Source organism: Streptomyces sp. NPDC031445, assembly GCF_055581365.1.
Window position 1 is genome coordinate 1 of the sequence record NZ_JBVIJO010000013.1, and the last position, 21,748, is coordinate 21,748.

General features: G+C 68.8%; 18 protein-coding genes. 7 read left to right on the top strand and 11 right to left on the bottom strand.

The features are described 5' to 3' along the window. Positions 1 to 311: 311 nt before the first annotated feature. The 3 genes from ACZ5DC_RS29510 to thyX all read right to left on the bottom strand — a co-directional run bounded on the left by ACZ5DC_RS29510 (position 312) and on the right by thyX (position 4,015). Positions 312 to 1,997 (bottom strand): ribonuclease J, encoded by a 1,686-nt coding sequence (locus ACZ5DC_RS29510; RefSeq protein WP_468657697.1) that lies wholly within the window; start codon positions 1,995 to 1,997, stop codon positions 312 to 314. Positions 1,998 to 2,155: 158 nt separating this feature from the next. Next, entirely contained in the window at positions 2,156 to 3,055 is a 900-nt protein-coding gene (gene dapA, locus ACZ5DC_RS29515) for a 4-hydroxy-tetrahydrodipicolinate synthase (RefSeq protein ID WP_468657699.1), read from the bottom strand. A gap of 210 nt (positions 3,056 to 3,265) precedes the next feature. After that, positions 3,266 to 4,015, bottom strand: coding sequence for an FAD-dependent thymidylate synthase (gene thyX, locus ACZ5DC_RS29520; RefSeq protein ID WP_468657701.1), 750 nt, complete (start codon positions 4,013 to 4,015; stop codon positions 3,266 to 3,268). A gap of 180 nt (positions 4,016 to 4,195) precedes the next feature. Here thyX and ACZ5DC_RS29525 point away from each other — a divergent pair, with 180 nt between their 5' ends. Continuing rightward, entirely contained in the window at positions 4,196 to 4,456 is a 261-nt protein-coding gene (locus ACZ5DC_RS29525; protein ID WP_468657703.1) for a hypothetical protein, read from the top strand. 101 nt (positions 4,457 to 4,557) lie between these two features. Continuing rightward, complete coding sequence (locus tag ACZ5DC_RS29530; protein WP_468657705.1) at positions 4,558 to 5,112, top strand: hypothetical protein; 555 nt, start codon at positions 4,558 to 4,560, stop codon at positions 5,110 to 5,112. 37 nt (positions 5,113 to 5,149) lie between these two features. Here ACZ5DC_RS29530 and ACZ5DC_RS29535 read toward each other — a convergent pair whose 3' ends face one another. The 5 genes from ACZ5DC_RS29535 to rpsO all read right to left on the bottom strand — a co-directional run bounded on the left by ACZ5DC_RS29535 (position 5,150) and on the right by rpsO (position 10,689). Then, on the bottom strand, positions 5,150 to 5,605 hold the full coding sequence (locus ACZ5DC_RS29535; protein ID WP_468657706.1) for a hypothetical protein: 456 nt from the start codon (positions 5,603 to 5,605) through the stop codon (positions 5,150 to 5,152). A 26-nt stretch (positions 5,606 to 5,631) separates the two neighbouring features. Then, positions 5,632 to 6,384: a 4-hydroxy-tetrahydrodipicolinate reductase gene (gene dapB / locus ACZ5DC_RS29540; protein ID WP_468657708.1), complete on the bottom strand. Its 753-nt coding sequence runs from the start codon at positions 6,382 to 6,384 to the stop codon at positions 5,632 to 5,634. A gap of 26 nt (positions 6,385 to 6,410) precedes the next feature. Then, positions 6,411 to 7,790, bottom strand: coding sequence for a M16 family metallopeptidase (locus tag ACZ5DC_RS29545; RefSeq protein WP_468657710.1), 1,380 nt, complete (start codon positions 7,788 to 7,790; stop codon positions 6,411 to 6,413). Then, complete coding sequence (locus ACZ5DC_RS29550; protein WP_366751196.1) at positions 7,787 to 10,006, bottom strand: polyribonucleotide nucleotidyltransferase; 2,220 nt, start codon at positions 10,004 to 10,006, stop codon at positions 7,787 to 7,789. The genes ACZ5DC_RS29545 and ACZ5DC_RS29550 overlap by 4 nt, the downstream gene beginning before the upstream one ends. Positions 10,007 to 10,401: 395 nt before the next feature. Further along, positions 10,402 to 10,689 (bottom strand): 30S ribosomal protein S15, encoded by a 288-nt coding sequence (rpsO, locus tag ACZ5DC_RS29555; RefSeq protein ID WP_171152312.1) that lies wholly within the window; start codon positions 10,687 to 10,689, stop codon positions 10,402 to 10,404. A 273-nt stretch (positions 10,690 to 10,962) separates the two neighbouring features. Between rpsO and ACZ5DC_RS29560 the strand changes: the two genes are divergently transcribed. Continuing rightward, on the top strand, positions 10,963 to 11,253 hold the full coding sequence (locus tag ACZ5DC_RS29560) for a DUF397 domain-containing protein (protein ID WP_468657712.1): 291 nt from the start codon (positions 10,963 to 10,965) through the stop codon (positions 11,251 to 11,253). 180 nt (positions 11,254 to 11,433) lie between these two features. On the opposite strand, the gene eccD is transcribed toward ACZ5DC_RS29560, so the two are convergent. After that, entirely contained in the window at positions 11,434 to 12,942 is a 1,509-nt protein-coding gene (eccD, locus tag ACZ5DC_RS29565; protein ID WP_468658142.1) for a type VII secretion integral membrane protein EccD, read from the bottom strand. A gap of 336 nt (positions 12,943 to 13,278) precedes the next feature. Here eccD and eccCa point away from each other — a divergent pair, with 336 nt between their 5' ends. The 4 genes from eccCa (at position 13,279) to ACZ5DC_RS29585 (ending at position 20,754) form a co-directional block, all read left to right on the top strand. Further along, positions 13,279 to 17,250, top strand: coding sequence for a type VII secretion protein EccCa (eccCa, locus tag ACZ5DC_RS29570; protein WP_468657714.1), 3,972 nt, complete (start codon positions 13,279 to 13,281; stop codon positions 17,248 to 17,250). A gap of 72 nt (positions 17,251 to 17,322) precedes the next feature. After that, positions 17,323 to 17,772, top strand: a complete 450-nt coding sequence (locus ACZ5DC_RS29575) for a hypothetical protein (RefSeq protein WP_468657716.1) — start codon at positions 17,323 to 17,325, stop codon at positions 17,770 to 17,772. Positions 17,773 to 17,777: 5 nt separating this feature from the next. After that, complete coding sequence (locus ACZ5DC_RS29580; protein ID WP_468657718.1) at positions 17,778 to 20,060, top strand: hypothetical protein; 2,283 nt, start codon at positions 17,778 to 17,780, stop codon at positions 20,058 to 20,060. A gap of 67 nt (positions 20,061 to 20,127) precedes the next feature. Continuing rightward, positions 20,128 to 20,754 (top strand): hypothetical protein, encoded by a 627-nt coding sequence (locus ACZ5DC_RS29585; RefSeq protein ID WP_468657720.1) that lies wholly within the window; start codon positions 20,128 to 20,130, stop codon positions 20,752 to 20,754. 247 nt (positions 20,755 to 21,001) lie between these two features. Here ACZ5DC_RS29585 and ACZ5DC_RS29590 read toward each other — a convergent pair whose 3' ends face one another. Continuing rightward, the gene (locus tag ACZ5DC_RS29590; protein WP_171152320.1) at positions 21,002 to 21,301 is read right to left on the bottom strand and encodes a WXG100 family type VII secretion target; all 300 of its coding nucleotides are present in this window, start codon (positions 21,299 to 21,301) and stop codon (positions 21,002 to 21,004) included. Positions 21,302 to 21,379: 78 nt separating this feature from the next. Further along, a complete protein-coding gene (locus ACZ5DC_RS29595; RefSeq protein ID WP_030657588.1) occupies positions 21,380 to 21,724 on the bottom strand; it encodes a WXG100 family type VII secretion target in 345 nt (114 codons plus the stop codon). Between the last annotated feature and the right edge of the window lie 24 nt (positions 21,725 to 21,748).

Genomic DNA, 21,748 nt, shown 5'->3' on the forward strand with positions numbered 1-21,748 from the left:
TCGCTTCCTTTGTACTCACCCTCTCGGGCTTTCCTCCGGGCGCTTCCCTTCGGTCTTGCGTTTCCGACTCTATCAGATCTTTTCTCGATCCGATTTTCTCGGTGCTTTCCAGGTTCCCGCTCTCGCGTTTCCCTTTCCGGCGGTTCCGACTTTATCAGAAGTTCTGAGTCGGTTTTCCCACCCGCTCCGGGCATCCGTGTCCAGCGCGTGAAGTGCTGGGGTTCCCGGTTGGGCGGAGCCGTAAACGTACTGGAGCGGGGTGCCTCGATGCAAATCGAGGCACCCCGCTCCAGGTTCGGGCCGACGAGGCGTCAGACCTCCACGACCACCGGCAGGATCATCGGCCTGCGGCGATAGCTGTCCGAGACCCACTTGCCGAGGGTCCGGCGGATGAGCTGCTGGAGCTGGTGGGGCTCCACGACGCCGTCCTGGGCGGACCGCTCCAGGACCTCGGTGATCTTCGGGAGGACGTCCGCGAACGCCGAGTCCTCGATGCCGGAACCGCGCGCCTGGACGTGCGGGCCGCCCGTGATCTTGCCGGTGGAGGCGTCCACGACCACGAAGACCGAGATGATGCCCTCGTCGCCGAGGATCTTGCGGTCCTTCAGCGCCGGCTCGCCGACATCGCCGACCGAGAGGCCGTCGACGTAGACGTAACCCGCCTGGACCTTGCCGGCGATCTTCGCCTTGCCCTCGACCAGGTCGACGGCCACGCCGTCCTCGGCGATGACGATCCGGTCGTGCGGGACGCCGGTCAGGGCACCCAGCTCCGCGTTCGCCCGCAGGTGCCGCCACTCGCCGTGGACGGGCATCAGGTTCCTCGGGCGGCAGATGTTGTAGAAGTACAGCAGCTCGCCCGCGGACGCGTGGCCGGAGACATGCACCTTCGCGTTGCCCTTGTGGACGACGTTGGCGCCCCAGCGGGTCAGCCCGTTGATCACGCGGTAGACCGCGTTCTCGTTCCCGGGGATCAGCGAGGACGCGAGGATGACCGTGTCGCCCTGGACGATGCGGATCTGGTGGTCGCGGTTGGCCATGCGGGACAGCGCCGCCATCGGCTCGCCCTGCGAGCCCGTGCAGACGAGGACCACCTCGTGGTCGGGCAGGTCGTCCAGCGTCTTGACGTCGACCACCAGACCCGGCGGCACCTTCAGGTAGCCGAGGTCGCGGGCGATCCCCATGTTGCGGACCATGGAGCGGCCGACGAAGGCGACCCGGCGGCCGTACTCGTGGGCCGCGTCCAGAATCTGCTGGATGCGGTGGACATGGCTGGCGAAGCTCGCCACGATGATCCGCTTGCGGGCGCCGGCGAAGACCTGCCGCAGGACGCTGGAGATGTCGCGCTCGTGCGGGGTGAAGCCCGGGACCTCGGCGTTCGTGGAGTCGGCGAGGAGGAGGTCGATGCCCTCCTCGCTCAGCCGCGCGAAGGCGTGCAGGTCCGTGAGGCGGTTGTCCAGCGGGAGCTGGTCCATCTTGAAGTCGCCGGTGTGCACCACCATGCCGGCGGGGGTGCGGATGGCGACCGCCAGGGCGTCCGGGATGGAGTGGTTGACGGCGACGAACTCGCAGTCGAAGGGGCCGATGCGCTCGCGGTTCCCCTCCGCCACCTCCAGGGTGTACGGGCGGATCCGGTGCTCCTGGAGCTTGGCCTCGATCAGCGCGAGGGTGAGCTTGGAGCCGATCAGCGGGATGTCCGGCTTCTCGCGGAGCAGGAAGGGGACGCCGCCGATGTGGTCCTCGTGGCCGTGCGTGAGGACGATGCCCTCGATGTCGTCGAGGCGGTCCCGGATGGACGAGAAGTCCGGCAGGATCAGGTCGATTCCGGGCTGCTCCTCTTCGGGGAAGAGCACTCCGCAGTCGACGATCAGCAGGCGACCGCCGTACTCGAAGACCGTCATGTTTCGGCCGATCTCGCCGAGGCCGCCGAGCGGGGTGACCCGGAGGCCGCCCTGCGGCAGCGGGGGCGGCGGGCCGAGTTCAGGATGCGGATGACTCAAAAGACTCTCCTCACCACGCGCGCCACGTACCGGTACGGCACGTGGCGCGCATGACGTTCGTGCGGAAGCAGTTGTCGTTGTTGATCGCAGGCACCGGTGGCCTGCCTCTTCTTCTGTTGTTCTTCAGTTGTGAAGCCCCTGTGGTGCAAAGTCTGTTGTCAGAGCTGTACCCCGCCGGCGGCAAGATCGATCTTGAGCTGCGCGATCTCCTCGGGGGAACACTCGACCATCGGCGAGCGCAGCGGTCCGGCCGGCAGTCCCTGGAGCGCAAGGGCGGCCTTGGTGGTCATGACGCCCTGGGTGCGGAACATGCCGGTGTAGACCGGGAGCAGCTTCTGGTGGATCTCCGTGGCCTTGACGACGTCACCCGAGGTGTACGCGTCCACCAGGGCGCGCAGGTCGGGGGTGACCAGGTGGCCCACGACGGAGACGAAGCCGACGGCGCCCACGGAGAGCAGCGGGAGGTTGAGCATGTCGTCGCCGGAGTACCAGGCGAGGCCGGACCGGGCGATGGCCCAGCCGGCGCGGCCGAGGTCGCCCTTGGCGTCCTTGTTGGCCACGATCCGGGGGTGCTCCGCGAGCCGGACGAGGGTCTCCGTGCTGATCGGGACGCCGCTGCGGCCGGGGATGTCGTAGAGCATGACCGGCAGGCCGGTGGCGTCGGCGACGGCCGTGAAGTGCCGGTACAGGCCCTCCTGCGGGGGCTTGTTGTAGTACGGCGTGACGACCAGGAGGCCGTGGGCGCCGATCCGCTCGGCTTCGCGGGCCAGCTCGACGCTGTGACGGGTGTCGTTGGTGCCGACTCCGGCGACGACGTGGGCGCGGTCGCCGACGGCCTCCAGGACGGCTCGTACGAGGTCCGATTTCTCCGCGTCGCTGGTGGTGGGGGACTCGCCGGTGGTGCCGTTGACGATCAGGCCGTCGTTGCCTGCGTCCACCAGGTGGGCGGCGAGTCGCTGCGCGCCGTCGAGGTCGAGTGCGCCGTCCGCCGTGAAAGGCGTGACCATGGCGGTGAGGACCCGCCCGAAGGGGGTCTGCGGAGTCGAGGTCGGAGCCATGGTTACACGCTACTCGGTGCTCGATGCGGGGTGCGTCCTCGGGGTGCCGGGAAAGTCAGGACAAAGAGGGAACCCGGCACTGCCTGCTCGGGGGTTCAAGCAGTGCCGGGTCCGTTTGATCAGGCTAGATGAACTTCTCTAAATGCCGCAATACGGACACCTCGCCAGGCTGACCCGTACATCCGTTCCCGGCAGGGGAACAAGGCTTCGTTACGGGGCCACACGCCCGTTCGCATTGAAGGCGGCGTGCGTCAGCGGCATGAGCGCGGCGAACTCCGCCTCCATCTTCTCGCCCACCATCTCGATCTCCCGCTGCGGGAAGGACGGCACCTTGGCCAGCTCGTGCTGGGTGCGCAGGCCGAGGAAGTGCATCAGGGAGCGCGCGTTGCAGGTGGCGTACATCGAGGAGTAGAGACCGACGGGGAGGGCGGCGCGGGCGACCTCGCGGGCGACGCCGTCGGCGAGCATCTTCTGGTAGGCCGTGTACGCCTGCTCGTACGACTCGCGCAGGGCGCCGCTCACTGCCTCGTGCTGGGCCGGGGTGCCCTCGACGAAGACGTACTTGCCCGGGCGGCCCTCCTGGACCAGCTTGCGGTCGGGGCCGGGGACGTAGAAGACCGGCTGGAGTTCGCGGTAGCGGCCCGACTCCTCGTTGTACGACCAGCCGACCCGGTGCCGCATGAACTCGCGGAAGACGAAGATCGGGGCGCTGATGAAGAAGGTCATCGAGTTGTGCTCGAACGGGCTGCCGTGCCGGTCGCGCATCAGAAAGTTGATCAGGCCCTTGGAGCGCTCGGGATCCTTCTTCAGCTCGTCCAGGGACTGCTCGCCGGCGGTGGAGACACGGGCGGCGAACAGCACGTCCGCGTCCGAAGCGCTGGACTTCACCAGCTCGACGGTGACGTCACTGCGGAACGTGAGCGACTCGGGGGTGGTCACGGGGGTTGAGGTCCTTCCCATCACTTCGGTGGTTGCGACCACCTTACGGGGGCACCCGGCGGGGCCTGGCACCGCACCACCTCGCCGCAAAAAACGCACCCACGATTTTTTCGGACATGGGCACCTTTTGTGTCACTCGATCGTCTGTATCGGTGAGGTCCGTACATTCGATCACCAACCCTGGAAGGAACGGCACCCACGATGCCCCGCCCCCAGCTGCCGCCGGGAGGTACCCCCCGCGCGTCCGTACCCTTCGCCTTCCTGGCCGAGGCGGACCGGTTCCGCAGCAATGTCACTCCCCCGCCCCGTCGGCGGGCGTCGTTCGGCGAGATGGCCGGGCGCTGGCTGCTGGGTCTCACCATCGTCGCCGGGCTCATAGGCGCCCTGGTCCTGGGCATGCCGGCGCTCTCCACGCCGGCCCACACACCGGCTCAGCAGTCCCAGGCGTCCCAGGGGCACTGACCACCGGCACTGCCCCTTACGGACGCTCAAGGCTGGTGGGCGGGAACGGGGCCGGATAGCCTCACCGCACAGCTCCCGTGAGGACCGAGTGAGGACCAGCCGTGCCCCTGCCCTTCCTGACGGCCGACCGCACCTTCGAGACGACGGCCGAGAGTGCGCTCCCGTACGACGACCCGGACCGCTGGCGGCGCCCGTACCGGCCCGGTCCCTGGCGGGTGGGCGTGGCCGCGCTGGTACTGCTGCTCGCCTCGTTCGTCCTGTTCGCCGGCGTGCTCACCGCTGTCACCGGCTCGCTCGCCGACGCCGGGGCGGTCCTCGGCGTGGGCCTCGCGATCGTCGTCGGCGCGCTCCGGCTGCTGCGCATGGGGGTGTGGGTGAGCCGGAGCGGACTGCGCCGCACCGGCTTCCTGCTGACGCGGACGGTGCCGTGGGCGCGGGTGGTCTCGGTGCGGACCGTCCAGCAGCCGGTGCGCTGGCTGGGTCTGCCGCGCACGGTGCAGGGGCAGGCGCTGGCGTTCGTACGCAAGGACCGGCGGCCGGAGGACACCCCACCGCTGCTCACCACGCACGGCCTGGACTTCCTCGGCCGGCCGATGGCGTTCGACCGGGCGGCGGACGCGGTGGAGGCGTGGGCGGCGGAGTACGGGCGCCGCTGAGCCGGCGCCGCGGGGGCTCTCGGGCGAGGGCGCCCGGTCAGGCGGCCTGGACCGGCTTCCCGTCGTGCAGGGCGATGGCCCTTTGCATCGCCTTGCGGGCGCGGGGGGTGTCGCGGGCGTCGTGGTAGGCGACGGCCAGGCGGAACCAGCAGCGCCAGTCGTCCGGGGATGTCTCCGTCTCGGCCTTGCGCCTGGCGAACACCTCGTCGGCCGAGTCGCGGTCGATCCGGCCGCTGGGCAGGCGTCGCAGTTCGTCGACCGGCAGGCCGCCCTCGGCGTCGAGTTCGGCGGCCAGCCGGTTGGCCTTGCGGACGAACTGGGTGTTCTTCCACAGGAACCACAGGCCGATGAGCGGCAGGATCAGCACCGCCACGCCGAAGGTGACGGTGACGGCCGTGCCGGACTGGATGAGCAGCACGCCACGGCTGCCGACCAGGACGAAATAGAAGACCAGGACGGCGGCCGTGACGAGATAGGTGATCTTCGCGCGCATCGGAGGGGTGTCTCGGCTCGTTCGTCTCAGCTCAGGTCCAGGAAGTGCTCCAGGCCGAAGGTGAGGCCCGGAGTGGTCACCACCCGTCGGGCGCCGAGCAGGATGCCCGGCATGAAGCTGCTGTGGTGCAGGGAGTCGTGCCGGACGGTGAGGGTCTCGCCCTCGCCGCCGAGCAGCACCTCCTGGTGGGCCAGCAGACCGCGCAGGCGGACCGCGTGCACGGGGACGCCGTCGACGCTGGCGCCCCGCGCGCCGTCCAGGGCCGTGACGGTGGCGTCCGGCGCCGGTGCCGTCCCGGCCGCCCGGCGGGCCTCGGCGATGAGCTGGGCCGTGCGGGTGGCCGTACCGCTGGGTGCGTCCACCTTGTTCGGGTGGTGCAGTTCGACCACCTCGACCGACTCGAAGTACGGCGCGGCGAGCTGCGCGAACTTCATCGTCAGCACGGCTCCGATGGAGAAGTTCGGCGCGATGAGCACGCCGGTCTCCGGGGACTGGGCGAGCCAGCCCGTCAGCTGCGCGAGGCGGTCCTCGGTCCAGCCCGTCGTACCGACGACGGCGTGGATGCCGTGGCGCACGCAGAAGTCCAGGTTGCCCATGACCGAGGCGGGGGTGGTCAGCTCGACGGCGACCTGGGCGCCGGTCTCCGCCAGCGTCTCCAGCTTGTCGCCGCGGCCGAGGGCGGCGACCAGCTCCATGTCCTCGGCGGCCTCGACCGCCTTGACGGCCTCCGAACCGATCCGGCCCCTGGCACCGAGGACCGCCACGCGCAGCTTGCTCATGTTCCTGTTTCCTAACCGGTGGTGTTTCAGGCGACCGCGTCGTGCAGCCGGGAGGCCTGCTTGTCCTTGAGCGGGCCGATGACCGACAGCGACGGGCGCTGTCCCAGGATGTCGCGGGCGACCTCGCGGACCTCGTCCGGAGTGACCGCCGCCATCTTCGCGAGCATGTCGTCCACGGACATCTGCTCGCCCCAGCACAGCTCACTCTTGCCGATACGGTTCATCAGCGCGCCGGTGTCCTCCAGGCCGAGGACCGTGGAGCCCCGCAGCTGGCCGATGGCGCGGGCGATCTCGTCGTCGGTCAGGCCGTTCTGCGCGACGTGGTCGAGTTCGTCGCGGCAGATCCGCAGGACGTCGTGCACCTGGCTGGGCCGGCAGCCGGCGTAGACGCCGAACAGGCCGCAGTCCGCGAAGGCGGAGGTGTACGAGTACACGCTGTAGGCGAGGCCGCGCTTCTCCCGGACCTCCTGGAAGAGGCGGGAGGACATGCCGCCGCCGAGGGCGGTGTTGAGCACGCCCATGGCCCAGCGGCGGTCGTCGGCGCGGGCGATGCCGGGCATGCCGAGGACGACATGGGCCTGCTCGGTCTTGCGGGCGAGCAGGTCGACCTTGCCGGCGGCGCGGATCGTCCGGCGGCCCTCGCGCGGGGCGATGGGCCGCGCGTCCGGGTCACGCAGGGCGCCCGCCTTCTCGAAGGCCGCGCGGACCTGTCGGACGACCTTGTTGTGGTCGACGTTGCCGGCGCAGGCGACCACGAGGTGGGTCGGGTCGTAGTGCTTCTTGTAGAAGCGGCGGATGCGGTCGGCGGTGAGGGCGTTGACCGTGTCGACCGTGCCGAGGACCGGGCGGCCGAGGGCGTTGTCGCCGAACATGGTCTGCGCGAACAGGTCGTGCACGCAGTCGCCCGGGTCGTCCTCGGTCATGGCGATCTCTTCGAGGATCGCGCCGCGCTCGACGTCGACGTCCTCCTCGCGGATCAGCGAGCCGGTCAGCATGTCGCAGACGACGTCGATGGCGAGGGGCAGGTCGGTGTCGAGCACGCGCGCGTAGTAGCACGTGTACTCCTTGGCCGTGAACGCGTTCATCTCGCCGCCGACCGCGTCGAGCGCGGAGGAGATGTCGAGCGCGCTGCGACGGTCCGTGCCCTTGAAGAGCAGGTGCTCGAGGTAGTGCGTGGCGCCGTTCAGCGACGGGGTCTCGTCGCGGGAGCCGACGTGCGCCCAGATGCCGAAGGTGGCGGAGCGGACCGAGGGCAGGGTCTCGGTGACGACGCGCAGGCCGCCCGGGAGGGTGGTCCTGCGGACCGTGCCGATGCCGCCTGTGCCCTTGATGAGGGTTTGGGTACGGGCGACGGCCCGCGCCTCCGAGGAGGAGCGGGCCGTCACCTTGGAGCCATGGGACGTCACTGCTCGGCGTCGTCCTTCGCCTCGTCGGAGCCCTCTTCACCCTCGATCACCGGAACGAGGGAGAGCTTGCCGCGGGAGTCGATCTCGGCGATCTCGACCTGGACCTTCTGGCCCACGCCGAGCACGTCCTCGACGTTCTCCACGCGCTTGCCGCCGGCGAGCTTGCGGATCTGCGAGATGTGCAGCAGACCGTCCTTGCCGGGCAGCAGGGAGACGAACGCACCGAAGGTGGTGGTCTTGACGACCGTGCCCAGGTACCGCTCGCCGACCTCGGGCATCGTCGGGTTGGCGATGCCGTTGATCGTGGCGCGGGCGGCCTCGGCCGAGGGACCGTCGGCGGCACCGATGTAGATCGTGCCGTCGTCCTCGATGGTGATCTCGGCGCCCGTGTCCTCCTGGATCTGGTTGATCATCTTGCCCTTGGGGCCGATGACCTCACCGATCTTGTCGACCGGGATCTTCACGGTGATGATCCGCGGAGCGTTCGGGGACATCTCGTCGGGCCGGTCGATGGCCTCCATCATCACGTCGAGGATGTGGAGGCGGGCGTCGCGGGCCTGCTTGAGGGCCGCGGCGAGGACGGAGGCCGGGATGCCGTCCAGCTTGGTGTCGAGCTGGAGGGCGGTCACGAACTCCTTGGTGCCGGCGACCTTGAAGTCCATGTCGCCGAAGGCGTCCTCCGCACCGAGGATGTCGGTGAGGGTGACGTAGTGCGTCTCGCCGTCGATCTCCTGGGAGATCAGGCCCATGGCGATACCGGCGACCGGGGCCTTCAGCGGCACACCGGCGTTCAGCAGCGACATGGTGGAGGCGCAGACCGAGCCCATGGACGTCGAGCCGTTGGAGCTCAGCGCCTCGGAGACCTGGCGGATCGCGTAGGGGAACTCCTCGCGCGCCGGCAGCACCGGCACGAGGGCGCGCTCGGCGAGGGCGCCGTGGCCGATCTCGCGGCGCTTCGGGGAGCCGACGCGGCCGGTCTCGCCGGTGGAGTACGGCGGGAAGTTGTAGTTGTGCATGTAGCGCTTGCGGGTCACCGGGGAGAGGGTGTCCAGCTGCTGCTCCATGCGGAGCATGTTGAGGGTGGTGACGCCCAGGATCTGGGTCTCGCCACGCTCGAACACCGCGGAGCCGTGCACGCGCGGGATGGCCTCGACCTCGGCGGCCAGGGTGCGGATGTCGGTGACACCGCGGCCGTCGATGCGCTTCTTCTCCTTGATCACGCGCTCGCGGACCAGCTGCTTGGTGAGCGAGCGGTACGCGGCGGAGATCTCCTTCTCGCGGCCCTCGAACTCCGGCAGGAGCTTCTCGGCGGCCAGACCCTTGACGCGGTCCAGCTCGGCCTCGCGCTCCTGCTTGCCGGCGATGGTGAGCGCCTGGGCCAGCTCGGGGCGGACGGCCGCGGTCAGGGCCTCGAACACGTCGTCCTGGTAGTCCAGGAAGATCGGGAACTCGGCGGTCGGCTTGGCGGCCTTGGCGGCGAGGTCGGCCTGCGCGCGGCACAGGACCTTGATGAAGGGCTTCGCGGCCTCCAGACCGGCGGCGACGACCTCCTCGGTCGGCGCCTCGGCGCCGCCCTCGACCAGCTTGATGGTCTTCTCGGTGGCCTCGGCCTCGACCATCATGATCGCGACGTCGCCGTCCTCCAGGACGCGGCCGGCGACGACCATGTCGAAGACGGCGTCCTCGAGCTCGGTGTGCGTCGGGAAGGCGACCCACTGGCCGCGGATCAGCGCGACGCGGACGCCGCCGATCGGGCCGGAGAAGGGCAGACCGGCCAGCTGCGTGGACGCGGACGCGGCGTTGATCGCCACGACGTCGTACAGGTGGTCGGGGTTGAGGGCCATGATCGTGGCGACGACCTGGATCTCGTTGCGCAGGCCCTTCTTGAAGGACGGGCGCAGCGGACGGTCGATGAGGCGGCAGGTGAGGATGGCGTCCTCGGACGGCCGGCCCTCACGGCGGAAGAAGCTGCCGGGGATCTTGCCGGCGGCGTACATCCGCTCCTCGACGTCCACCGTCAGCGGGAAGAAGTCGAGCTGGTCCTTGGGGTTCTTGGAGGCGGTGGTGGCCGACAGCACCATGGTGTCGTCGTCCAGGTACGCCACGGCGGAGCCGGCGGCCTGCTTGGCCAGGCGGCCCGTCTCGAAGCGGATGGTGCGGGTGCCGAAGGGACCGTTGTCAATGACGGCCTCGGCGTAGTGGGTCTCGTTCTCCACTAGCGTTTTCTCCGTTACGTATCGTCTTTCGTCCCTTGGCTGCCCGTGTGGCAGGGGGACGGTGGCGGAGAAGCGCTCCGTGCGGTGCGGGCCGGTCTTCGATCGAAGCACCCGGGGCTCGCTTCCCCCCGGGGGCCACTACCGAGGACCGGCGGCGGCTGGTGCGCTTCTCCTCGTTCAGTGACGTACCCCGTCATGCGTGGCGTACGTCGTTCCGTGTCGTGCGTCGTTCCGTGTCGTGCGTATTGCGTTGTGCTACCACACTACAAAGCGTGAGTGACACTCCGCACGTCTCCGCTCGTACGGCGGAAGGTTCCGTGTGCGCGGCGGGGCCCCGCATACGGCAAAGGGAGCGGCCCCCGACTACGTTCGGGAACCGCTCCCCTCATGGCGTCTTACCGGGCGCCCGCCGCACCGCGGCGGATGCCGAGGCGGTCGACCAGCGCACGGAAGCGCTGGATGTCCTTCTTCGCCAGGTACTGCAGAAGGCGGCGGCGCTGACCGACGAGGATCAGCAGGCCACGGCGGGAGTGGTGGTCGTGCTTGTGGGTCTTGAGGTGCTCCGTCAGGTCGGAGATCCGACGGGACAGCAGAGCGACCTGGACCTCGGGGGAGCCGGTGTCACCCTCCTTGGTACCGAACTCGCCGATGATCTGCTTCTTCGTAGCGGCGTCGAGCGACACGCGTACTCCTCATAGTCTGTTGAGTGCCACCGAGTGCCCCCGGTCTACGTCTCGGGGAAGCTTCCGTTACTCGGGAGGCGGGGATCCGCTGGGCGCGGCCTCCAGAACGAGCACGGGGCGGTTCCGGGGGTGCGTACACAAACGGCCGTCACTCAGGGTACCAGGCGACGGCGGGCACCTTGCGCCCGGTCGGCGAACCGCCCTGGTGGGGCGGCCCCGGCCACTAGGGTGAGCGCCCGGACCGTACCTACCTCGGGAAGGGGTCGCTGCACGATGGCGGAAACGGAAGCGGAGATCAAGGCGCGCAAGGAGCGGGAGCGGGACGAGCTGTACGCCCTCGACATCTCGGGCGTCGAGTGGCACTGCGCGCCGGGCACGGAGGAGCACGAGGAGCGGGTCGAGATCGCGTACCTGCCCGGCGGGGCGGTGGCGATGCGGTCCTCGCTCGACCCGGACACGGTGCTGCGCTACACGGAGGCGGAGTGGCGGGCGTTCGTGCTGGGAGCCCGGGACGGGGAGTTCGATCTGACGCCTACGGCTCACAACGGGGGGCTGGAGGCGTAGCGAGCCGGGCATGAGAAAGGGCGGCACGCGCGCGTGCCGCCCTTTCTGCCGCGCGCGTGCCGCCCTTTTTCTGCCGCCCGGCTCATCGCCGGTGACGGCCGGTGGCCCGGGCTCGCGGGCCGGCGCTCCGGTGGTCTGGCGGACCCCGACGCGCTGTGCGCCGCTCCCGCCGTCGGGCTGCTAGCTGGTCATGGCCCGTGCCTGCGCGTACACGTCGAAGACGGCCAGGGACAGGGGGATGAGGGTGAGGAGGACGAAGCTCTCGGCGATCTCCAGGAAGCGGCCCCAGAAGGGGGTGACACCGCGTCGCGGGGTGATCAGTGCGATCGAGGTGACCAGGGCGGTGGCCGCGGCGACGGCGGCGGCGAGCCAGACGCTGCGGATGTCCAGGGCCGTGGTGTCGCCCCGGAGCGCGTCGATCAGGTAGTCCTGGGGCGGGTTAAGGGCCAGCCCCAGGCCGAGGAAGACGATGGCGGCGAGCCCCGCGGCCAGGGTGGCGCCGACCTGCGCGGTGTAACGGAAGAGGTGCGCCCGCATGAGCATCGCCACGCCGGTCGCGAGAGCCAGCAGCTGCGCCCAGATGTTGCTGGAGAACCCGAGGACGATGGACGCGCCCACGGCGACGAGAGCGCAGCCGCCGACGAGGCCGACGAGGAGTTCGTGGCCGCGCCGGGCCTGGGCGGCCACGCGTTCGGCGTCCACGGGCTCCTGGGGAGCGGGCTCGCCGGTGTCGTAACCGCCGCGCGAGGGGTTGGGCGGTTCGAAACCGATGGGCAGCCGCGCGAAACGCATGGACAGCCCGGGCAGGAAGGCCAGCGCCACGACGGAGAGCGGGGCGCAGACGGCGGCCGTCTCGATGGACTTCAGCTCGGTGAGGATCGCGACGAAGGTCGTGATCAGGCCGATGGCGGAGGCGAAGACGAACGCCACGAAGGGTCCGTCTCCGCCCGGCGACACCAAGGTGAGCACCAGGGAGGCGACCAGGACGGTCGTGCAGGCGAGCAGGAACTGCAGTCGCCCGATGCCCTCGCCGGCGGAGAGCGACAGCAGGCCCGAGCCCGCCACGGCCACGTTGGGCAGTGCGCCGAGTCCCAGCGCGACGGCGGAGGCCCGGTCGTCGTACACACGCGCGCGTACGCACGCGATCGTGACGAGCAGGACGCCGCAGACTCCGGCGATGATGCCCTGCAGACTGTGCATGTCGTGCCGGATCTGCGAGCTCCAGGCCACGAACGCGAGCAGCGCGGGCAGGATGCCGCCCGCGACGAGCCCGGCGGCGCGGGTGAGGTCGCCGCTCCACAGGGTGCGGTCCCGGGTGACGGCGGCGGCCACCGCTTCGGAGACGTCGTCGAGGACAGCCGGGGGCAGCGACTCGGCGAACGGACGCAGGGTCAGCAGCTCGCCGTCGAGGATGCGCTGGGCCGTGAAGGACCGGGAGCCGTCGAGGACGGTCCCGTCACGGCGCACAAGGTGGTAACCGACCGGAGCGCCCTCGGCGGGGCTCTGCTGGGACAGGCGCAGGATCTCCGGATAGAGGTCGGCGACCGGTACGTCGTCGGGCAGTGCGACGTCGATGCGGCTGTCGGGCGCCACGATGGTGACGCGGCAGAAGCCGAAGCCCATCCCCGCCCCGGAAGGGGCTCCGGTGCCCGGTCCGCCGGTCGCGCCGGCCGGCACGGAGGCCGTCATGCTCACCTGCTGTTCCCCCTCGTCGGTGGTGGGGCGGCCCACGGTGCCACCGCGCACCTTCCGCCCGTAAAGATGCTGTGTAGGTTGTGCGGCGCCCTCCCGCCCCACCGGCCGACCGAGCGGTTCTGGCCGGGATCCGCGCAAGGCGCTGGCTTCGAGCAGGTGCGGATTGCCCGGGTTTTCCCGGAACGATTCGCAACTGCTCACGCGCTCCACCGGCACCCTACCGCCCGCCGTTGGCCGTGGTTGTCAGTAGGATCGCGGTTCGCGATCGACGTCCGTCTGACACGGGGCGGCGGATGAAAAATCTCGGTCCGGCAAGGGAATTGGTGCGTAGTGAGCCACATCATCGTCAAGCGCCCGCCACGGGCACTGCCGAAGGAAGTGCCCACGGACGAGATCGTGCTGCAGGCTCCGCCGGAACTGCCGCGCGGTCAGCAGGAAGGCGCACTGATGCAGCTCCTGCCCATGCTGGGCATGGGCGGATCCGTGGTGTTCTTTTTCAACCCGCAGGCCCAGCCCTTCATGAAGATCATGGGCCTGGTGATGGTGGCCTCGACAATCGCCATGGGCATCTCGATGCTCGTCCGCTACCGCCGCGGCAATCAGGGGCAGATGGCCGACCTGCGCCGTGACTACCTCCGTTACCTGTCACAGACCCGACGCGTCGCCGTGGAGACCGCGCAGGCCCAGCGCGACACCCAGTACTATCTGCACCCTTCGCCGGAGCAACTGTGGGCACTGGTCGCCGAGGGCAGCCGGGTATGGGAACGGCGCACCGCCGACGAGGACTTCGGGCAGGTGCGCGTGGGCCTCGGTCCGCAAGCCCTGGCCACGCCCCTGATCCCGCCCCAGACCGCCCCGGTCGACGAGCTGGAGCCACTGACCGCGGGCGCGATGCAGCGCTTCCTCGCGACGCACAGCACCCTCGACGACCTGCCGATGGCGGTGTCGCTGCGCGCCTTCTACCACGTGACGATCAGCGGCGAGCCGGGCACCGTGCGCGGCACGGCCCGAGCCGTCACCGCCTCCCTCGCCTCGCTGCACTCCCCCGAGGACCTGGTCATCGCCGTCGTCACCGCGCGTGAGTCGGCGCCCGAATGGGAGTGGGCCAAGTGGCTGCCGCACGTACAGGCCCCGGGCGTCACCGACGGCGCCGGCAGCATGCGCCTGATCAGCGCCGACCCCGTGGAGCTGGAGGACCGGCTCGCCTCCCGCCTCGAGGGCCGTCCGCGATTCCATCCCTCCGGGCCGCCCGTTCCGGAACACCCCCACCTGGTGGTGGTGCTCGACGGCGTCTCCCTACCGCCCACCTCCTTGCTGGCCAGCCCCGAGGGCCTGCAGGGCGTGACGGTCCTGGAGGTCGTGCCGGGCGACCTCACCATCGGACGCGGCGACCTGTCCGTCGTCGTGCAGCCGAAGGAACTGCGCCTGGAGTCCGCCCACGGCATGGTCTACGAGGGCACCCCTGACGTCCTTTCGTACGAGGCGGCGGAGGCGTTGGCGCGCCAGCTGGCGCCGTTGCGCATGGCATCCGGTGGTGACGACGACGAACCGCTGCTCTCCAACCTGGAGTTCACCGACCTGCTGAACCTGGGCGACGCCGCCTCGGTCGACCCTAAGCGGACCTGGCGGCCCCGGTCGCAGTCGGAGCGGCTGCGCGTACCGATCGGTGTCGGTGAGGACGGCCGGCCCGTGATGCTCGACCTCAAGGAGGCGGCGCAGGAGGGTATGGGTCCGCACGGCCTGTGCGTCGGCGCGACGGGCTCCGGCAAGTCCGAACTGCTGCGCACCCTCGTCCTCGGTCTCGCCGTGACCCACTCCTCCGAGACGCTGAACTTCGTCCTCGCCGACTTCAAGGGCGGTGCCACGTTCGCGGGTATGGCCCAGCTCCCGCACGTGGCCGCCGTGATCACCAACCTCGCGGACGACCTCACCCTCGTCGACCGCATGGGTGACTCCATCCGCGGTGAGCTCAACCGCCGGCAGGAGATGCTCCGCGACGCGGGCAACTACGCCAACATCCACGACTACGAGAAGGCGCGCGCGGCGGGTGCCCCGCTGCAGCCGATCCCGTCCCTCGTCCTGGTGATCGACGAGTTCAGCGAGCTGTTGACCGCCAAGCCGGACTTCATCGAGATGTTCGTGCAGATCGGCCGTATCGGCCGTTCGCTGGGCGTGCACCTGCTGCTGGCCTCCCAGCGCCTGGAGGAGGGCCGCCTGAGGGGCCTGGAGACGTACCTCTCCTATCGGATCGGTCTGCGGACGTTCTCGGCTGCCGAGTCCCGCGCCGCGCTCGGCGTCCCGGACGCCTACGAGCTGCCGAACGTCCCCGGTTCCGGCTTCCTGAAGTTCGGCACGGACGAGATGGTGCGTTTCAAGGCCGCGTACGTCTCCGGGGTGTACCGCACGAGCTCCCAGCAGGCCGCGGTGTTCGGCGGCCCACTGCCCGTCGACCGCAGGCCGGTCCTGTTCACGGCGGCCGAGGTACCGGTGCAGTACGTGCCGATCCCACAGCAGCGGCAGGAGGAGACCGGCAAACGGCAGGACGACGCGCTCGCCGACACCGTGCTCGACGTGATCGTGCGGCGTCTGGAGGCGCAGGGCCCGGCCGCCCACCAGGTGTGGCTGCCCCCGCTGGACAGCCCGCCGTCGCTCGACGCTCTGCTGCCGGGGCTCGCTCCGGTGCCCGGCCGCGGCATGACCCAGCCGGGCTACGAGGGCGCGGGCAGACTCGTCGTCCCGGTCGGCCTGATCGACAAGCCGTACGAGCAGCGGCGCGACCCGCTGTGGCTGGACTTCGGCGGCGCGGCCGGCCATATGCAGATCATCGGCGGCCCGCAGTCCGGCAAGTCGACGCTGCTGCGCTCGATCATCGCGTCGTTCGCACTGACCCACACGCCGTGGGAAGTGCAGTTCTACGGCCTCGACTTCGGTGGTGGCGGGATGGCCTCGGTGGCCGGCCTGCCGCACGTGGGCGGTGTCGCGTCCCGCCTGGACCCGGAGAAGGTCCGGCGCACGGCGGCCGAGGTGTACGGCGTCATGACCCGGCGCGAGGAGTACTTCCGCTCGGCGGGCATCTCCTCCATCGCGGAGTACCGTACCCGTCGCGCGCGCGGCGACATCTCGGTGACCGACCAGCCCTGGGGCGACGTCTTCCTGGTCATCGACGGCTGGGGCAACTTCCGCACGGATTATGAGGCGCTGGAGCCGTTGGTGCTGGACATCGCCGCGCGCGGCCTGGGCTACGGCATCCACCTCGTCCTGACCGCCTCGCGCTCGATGGAGGTCCGCGCCAACCTCAAGGACCACCTGATGAACCGCCTCGAGCTGCGGCTTGGCGACCCCATGGACTCCGAGATCGACCGCAAGGTCGCGGCGAACGTCCCCACCGGTGTGCCGGGCCGCGGTCAGACCCCGCAGAAGCAGCACTTCATGGCGGCGGTCCCGCGCATCGACGGTCTTTCGTCCGCCACGGACCTCGCGGAGGCGACGACCGCCCTCGCGGCCGAGGTCACCCGCCACTGGCAGGAGCCGGGCGCGCCCGAGGTGCGCCTGCTCCCCCGGGAGTTCCCGGCCACGCAGCTTCCGCCGGGCGACCACTTCCCGAACCGCGGCGTCTCCTTCGCCCTCGACGAGGACAACCTGGAACCCGTGTTCGTGGACTTCGAACAGGACCCGTTCTTCCTGGTGTTCGGTGAGAGCGAGTCCGGCAAGTCGAACCTGCTGAAACTGCTGATCAAGCGCCTGACAGAGCGGTACGACGGCAACACCTGCAAGCTCTTCGTCGTCGACAACCGCCGCTCGCTGCTCGGAGTGACCCCGAAGTCGCACCTGGCCGAGTACATCCCCATGTCGAACCAGATGCAGCACCACATGGACGCATTGGCCGACCTGATGCAGCGTCGCACGCCGACCGCCGACGTGACCCCGGAGCAGCTGCGCAACCGCAGCTGGTGGCGGGGCCCCACGGTGTACGTCGTCATCGACGACTACGACCTGGTGTCCACGTCGAGCGGCAACCCGCTGGCGGGCCTGACGGAACTGCTGCCGTTCGCCCGTGACGTCGGCGTCCGCTTCATCATCGCCCGCTCCACGGCGGGCGCCGGCCGTGCCGGCTACGAGTCCTTCATGCAGCGCATCAAAGAGCTCGGCGCCCAGGGCGTGGTCCTCGCGGGCGACCCGGCCGAGGGCGACCTGCTGGGCGGTGTCCGACCGCGGCCGATGCCGGCGGGGCGGGGGATTTTCGTGTCCCGGAAGCGGGGGAAGCCCATGATTCAGGTGGGGTCGATGGACATGGAGAACTGAGGCACGTAGGCACGGCTGACCTGACGAGGCTCTCGCTCATGAGCCGGAGCGGAGAGACGGGAGGAACCGCGCATGGCGTGGGACGAGTGGGAAGAGCTGAAAGCAAGGGCAGCGCAGAACCAGTCAGCACACATGCGGCTGAACCATGTGACGCCCGACGACGGAGGAGGCGAAAGTACGCGTGGCGATCTCACCGTGCGCCAGAAGGACCTCACCGCGATCGGTTCCGCGGCCCACGAATTGTTCCAGGACCTCAGCCGGTTCAGCGACCACGCTCGTCTGTCCTCCATCAAGGCGGCGGGAGGGCTCGAGAGTGAGGGCTTCGCCATCGGGGCGGCGCTCGATCACGTAGCCGAGCGCTGGGTGGACCAGGTACAGAGCCTCCTCGATGCCTGCGCCCACATCTCCAACCATCTCCGCTACACCAAGAACCAGCACGACGCTGACGAGTCCTACATCGCCGGCACTCTCAGCAGCATCTCCCAGCTCGACCAGGGCTTTGACGAGCGGAAGGGCAGCTGACGGCCATGGATCTCGACGCTTTGCGCTACGGAAACTTCTCGCAGCTGGGAGAGGCCATCACCGACTGGGAGGAGATGACCAAGAATCTGGCTGCGCTGAAGGAGGATGCCCAGAGCAACCTGAAGGGTCGCGCGGACAAGGCGGACTGGGCCGGTGTCAACGCTCAGGTGAGCCGGGAGTTCATCGACAAGACCGCGGAGGAGTTCGCGGACGCCCACGCGCAGGCGGATTCCATCACCAAGATCCTCAAGGACACCCGCGGCGAACTCATCGGCTACCGCGATCAGCTGAACGAGACCCTTGAGCGGGCGCCGTACAAGTACTGCACCGTCATCGACACGGGCGGCGGGACCTTCAGCGTCAGCGGCAACCCTCGTCCCGACTGGACATCCGATCCCAGTGGCAACACAAGCCCGGTCGGCCAGGCAGACGTCGATGCCCTTCGAAACGAGATTCAGCGCATTCTCAGCAAGGCGACCGAGAGTGACAGTACTGCGGCCAAGGCACTCGGTCTCCTCGTCGACCAGGCGAAGTACGGCTTCTCGGGCGCCCACTACGAAACCCGGGACGAAGCTGCCCATGCCATCTCGGAGGCCGACCGGATGGCCAAGATCCTTGCGAAGAACCCGCACGACGTGACGAGTACGGAGCTCGCCTCACTCAACTCGACCCTGACCAAGTACAAGAACGACCCTCTGTTCGCGGAAGAGTTCGCCACGCAGGTCGGCCCGAAGAAGGTGCTCACCTTCTGGGCCGGCATCGCCGATCCCTACCAGGGAACGTACGACCCCGACCGCGCCAAGCAGGCGAAGCAACTGCAGAAGAACCTCGGGACCGTCATCGGCCAGGCCACGCTCTCGGACAGCGACAAGATGCAGAGCTGGGAACGGCAGATGATCCGGCTGGGGCCCGACCAGCTCGGAATCGACGACGCGAGCAACCCGACGGGTTACGCGGTCATGAGTAACCTCATGCGCTTCGGCGACTACGACGACCAGTTCCTCAACGACTACGGCGACAAGCTCCTCGCGTACGACAAAAAGATGAACGGCCAGGGCATCAACGCCTGGGTCAACAACTTCAACGACGGTGACCTCAACTACTGGGGCTACAAGAACGATCGTGGCCGCGACCCCATGACCGGATTCCTGGAGGCGCTCGGTCACAATCCGGATGCGTCGACGCAGTTCTTCGCCCAGCCCGATGGCAGCGGCGAAACAGTCAACAAGGACGCCGAGGTCAACGAGCACCTCAAGTACCTGACGAAGGAACGGGTCTGGGTCTCCGACGCCACGATGGAGGGCGACCACGACTACGTCGCAGCACGCAACTCACTGGGCCGAGCGCTGGAGGCGGCCACGACCGGCTACTCTGCGGACGCCTCCCCGAAGGACGTCGCGGCAGGTGACCGACGCACCGCGGCCACGGCCGGCGTCATGGAACAGGTCGCCTACCTCTACGGTGGCGAGGACGGCCCGAAGATGCTGCACGATCAGCCCGAACTGGCCGACAGTCTGGGCAAGATGGCCGGCGCGTACATCGATGACATCGACTACGAACTGTCCGGTATCGGGGACCACGGCAAGGACGCCGGGGACTTCCCTGCGCGATATGCCGGACGCGCCCACTTCGGCAACCAGGGAGCCATCGATTTCCTGAGCGTCCTCGGGCAGGACGAGCACTCGCACAAGGCCGTGACCGCCGCCCAGCATGTGTACACCTTGAGCATGCTCGACGCCCATCCCCCGACCAGTGATGCCCATATGAACCAGGCGCGGGACATCATGTCGGTGGGTGCGGAAGCCCGCGGCATTCTGGATAATTCGCGTGTAGAGCAGGCGGCAACGACATACGGTGAGGACTCGGACGAAGCCAACAAGGCACTGGGACGATCGGGAGACTGGAAGAAACTCCTGGTCGGAGCAGTAGTCGCTGGTGGAGTCGCCTCCATCCCGCTGCCCGGTTCGACGGCTGCCGCAGTCGTCATCGCCCCCGTCGCGGCGGACACGATCACGAATGCGGCCAACACGCTGCTCGGGCACGAGATCGACAAGGCCACCGATGACGCGGAGTCCGATCCTCTGATTCCGTCACAGATGACGAGCCGTGAATTCTACGGCCGAGGGGTCGACGATCTCGGATCGACCTACGATGCGTACTTCAAGGACCACCCAAGCGCCAGGGCTGCCGCTGACCAGCAGCAATGGGTCGAAGAAACAAAAAGCAGTTACCTGGGCACCGGCTCCCACGAGAACGACTACCGTGGCCGGCCTCCCTACAAGGACTGAGCAGGGGCGTAAAGTGCTGCAAATCGTAAGGAATGGTACATATGGGACTGCTCTCTCTCTTACGGCTGTGGCGCTTCTTGTCGCAAGTTGCAGCAGTGATCCTGAGCATGAGCAGGCGAAGACGTCCGATACGACAGCGAGCAAGGTTTGCGGCGGAGCGCTCGACACTTCCGCCAGGCAAGCCCTGCGGAACCTGGCCGGTACGGATCAGTTCGACGACTCCACAGGTGCCGACGGGGCCGGACAGTCTCGTACGTTTTCCGTGCAGAACGCGGTCAGGCACCTGCACGACGAATATCGTCAGCGCGCAGCGTGCTGGGTGTACAGGGCCGGCGACGAGAGCGGGAAGCCCCTTCTTGAAATACGCTTCTCGGCGTCCCAGAGTTACCCCGCACCGTCCGACAGAGAAGTCAGCGGCAGTAAGGTCAGATACCCCGTGGGGCTGTATGCCCAAGTGGGCCGCGACGGAGCTGACTTGTTTTTCCGGTGCCCCACCAGAGCGGGATCAAAAGACGCGTACATCGGTGACACCAAGTATGTGAAAGCGGAACTCTATTCCACTCGTGCCCAACTGCGCGGGGACAGCGTCAACAAAGACCGTATGGTGATCCTCAACTCCGTCTCCCGCGAGGTGGCCCGAGAGGCAGGCTGCGCTTCGGAGGCCGGCCTGCCGACCGCGGTTCCCGATGCGTGATCGAAGCCGCGGGCGGCGAGGGGGACGCCGGCTGAATGCCGCGCAGACCGCCGGGCATGTCGTCGATGACGGCTGGGGCCGCCATAGGCGAGCCGGTGTAACGCTCCAGCCCGGTCCATAGCCGGGGACGGCGCGCGCAACTTCAGCCCTGTCCGCTGATCGGCTTCCTGCCGGACACGACAACAGGGTGGGCGCCTCCCGCACACGCCCACCCTGGAGTTGCTTCGTCACTTCCGCGAGTCTCGGCCTAGCGGAAGTAGCTGGCCGCCTTCTTGTCGCCTTCCATGTACGTACCGCCGGACTGGGCGACGACGTGGCCGATACCGGCCAGCGCCTGGTGGATGTCGTTCGCTTCCTTGTCCCAGTGGTTCAGCTTCTCGTGGAAGGTGTCCTGGGCCTGGCCCTCCCAGTACTGCAGGCTGCTCACGACCAGCCGACGCAGCTCCTGGAGGTCCTGCTCGAGCTGGCTCGCCTCGTTGCCGATCTTGGTCGCCGCGACGTCGAGCCCGTCGTAAGTGACGGACAGACCGTCAGCGTTGTTGGCCATACCTGTTACCTCGTCTCGCTGATGTGGATCCGATGGACGTGCCGGGGGTGCCCGGCCGAAGTTCTGGGTGCCGACCGGTCAGTAGGAGCTGAGCGGAGACACGGTGGGAGCGCCGTCCCGCACGTCGATCTTGTTGACGGCGGCGCGGACCTCGTCTTCCTTGCTGTCCTTGATGTTGCGCGTCGCGGTCATGGCCTCGATGACGTCACCGAGGATGCCGCCGATGGCCTGGAGGGACTGGTTGATCTCGTACTGCTTCGAGTCGAAGGCGGCACGACCGATACCGTGCCACTGGCCCTCCAGGCCGTCGATCACGCCCTGCAGCCCGTGCACCCGCTTCCGGATGCCGTCGTACTTCTCCAGCATCTGCTTCTGCAGGTGGATTACTGCGGCATCTTCGAGCTTCTGCTTGTTCTCGGCCATCTCAGCCCTTTCTCTCTGTCTCGT

Excerpts from the sequence above, each read along its gene's own strand:
- ACZ5DC_RS29595 (WP_030657588.1), bottom strand. The coding sequence starts at position 21,724 with ATGGCCGAGAACAAGCAGAAGCTCGAAGATGCCGCAGTAATCCACCTG.
- ACZ5DC_RS29580 (WP_468657718.1), top strand. The coding sequence starts at position 17,778 with ATGGATCTCGACGCTTTGCGCTACGGAAACTTCTCGCAGCTGGGAGAG.
- ACZ5DC_RS29560 (WP_468657712.1), top strand. The coding sequence starts at position 10,963 with ATGGCGGAAACGGAAGCGGAGATCAAGGCGCGCAAGGAGCGGGAGCGG.
- dapA (WP_468657699.1), bottom strand. The coding sequence starts at position 3,055 with ATGGCTCCGACCTCGACTCCGCAGACCCCCTTCGGGCGGGTCCTCACC.
- ACZ5DC_RS29535 (WP_468657706.1), bottom strand. The coding sequence starts at position 5,605 with ATGCGCGCGAAGATCACCTATCTCGTCACGGCCGCCGTCCTGGTCTTC.
- ACZ5DC_RS29575 (WP_468657716.1), top strand. The coding sequence starts at position 17,323 with ATGGCGTGGGACGAGTGGGAAGAGCTGAAAGCAAGGGCAGCGCAGAAC.
- ACZ5DC_RS29525 (WP_468657703.1), top strand. The coding sequence starts at position 4,196 with ATGCCCCGCCCCCAGCTGCCGCCGGGAGGTACCCCCCGCGCGTCCGTA.
- thyX (WP_468657701.1), bottom strand. The coding sequence starts at position 4,015 with ATGGGAAGGACCTCAACCCCCGTGACCACCCCCGAGTCGCTCACGTTC.
- eccD (WP_468658142.1), bottom strand. The coding sequence starts at position 12,942 with ATGACGGCCTCCGTGCCGGCCGGCGCGACCGGCGGACCGGGCACCGGA.
- dapB (WP_468657708.1), bottom strand. The coding sequence starts at position 6,384 with ATGAGCAAGCTGCGCGTGGCGGTCCTCGGTGCCAGGGGCCGGATCGGT.
- ACZ5DC_RS29590 (WP_171152320.1), bottom strand. The coding sequence starts at position 21,301 with ATGGCCAACAACGCTGACGGTCTGTCCGTCACTTACGACGGGCTCGAC.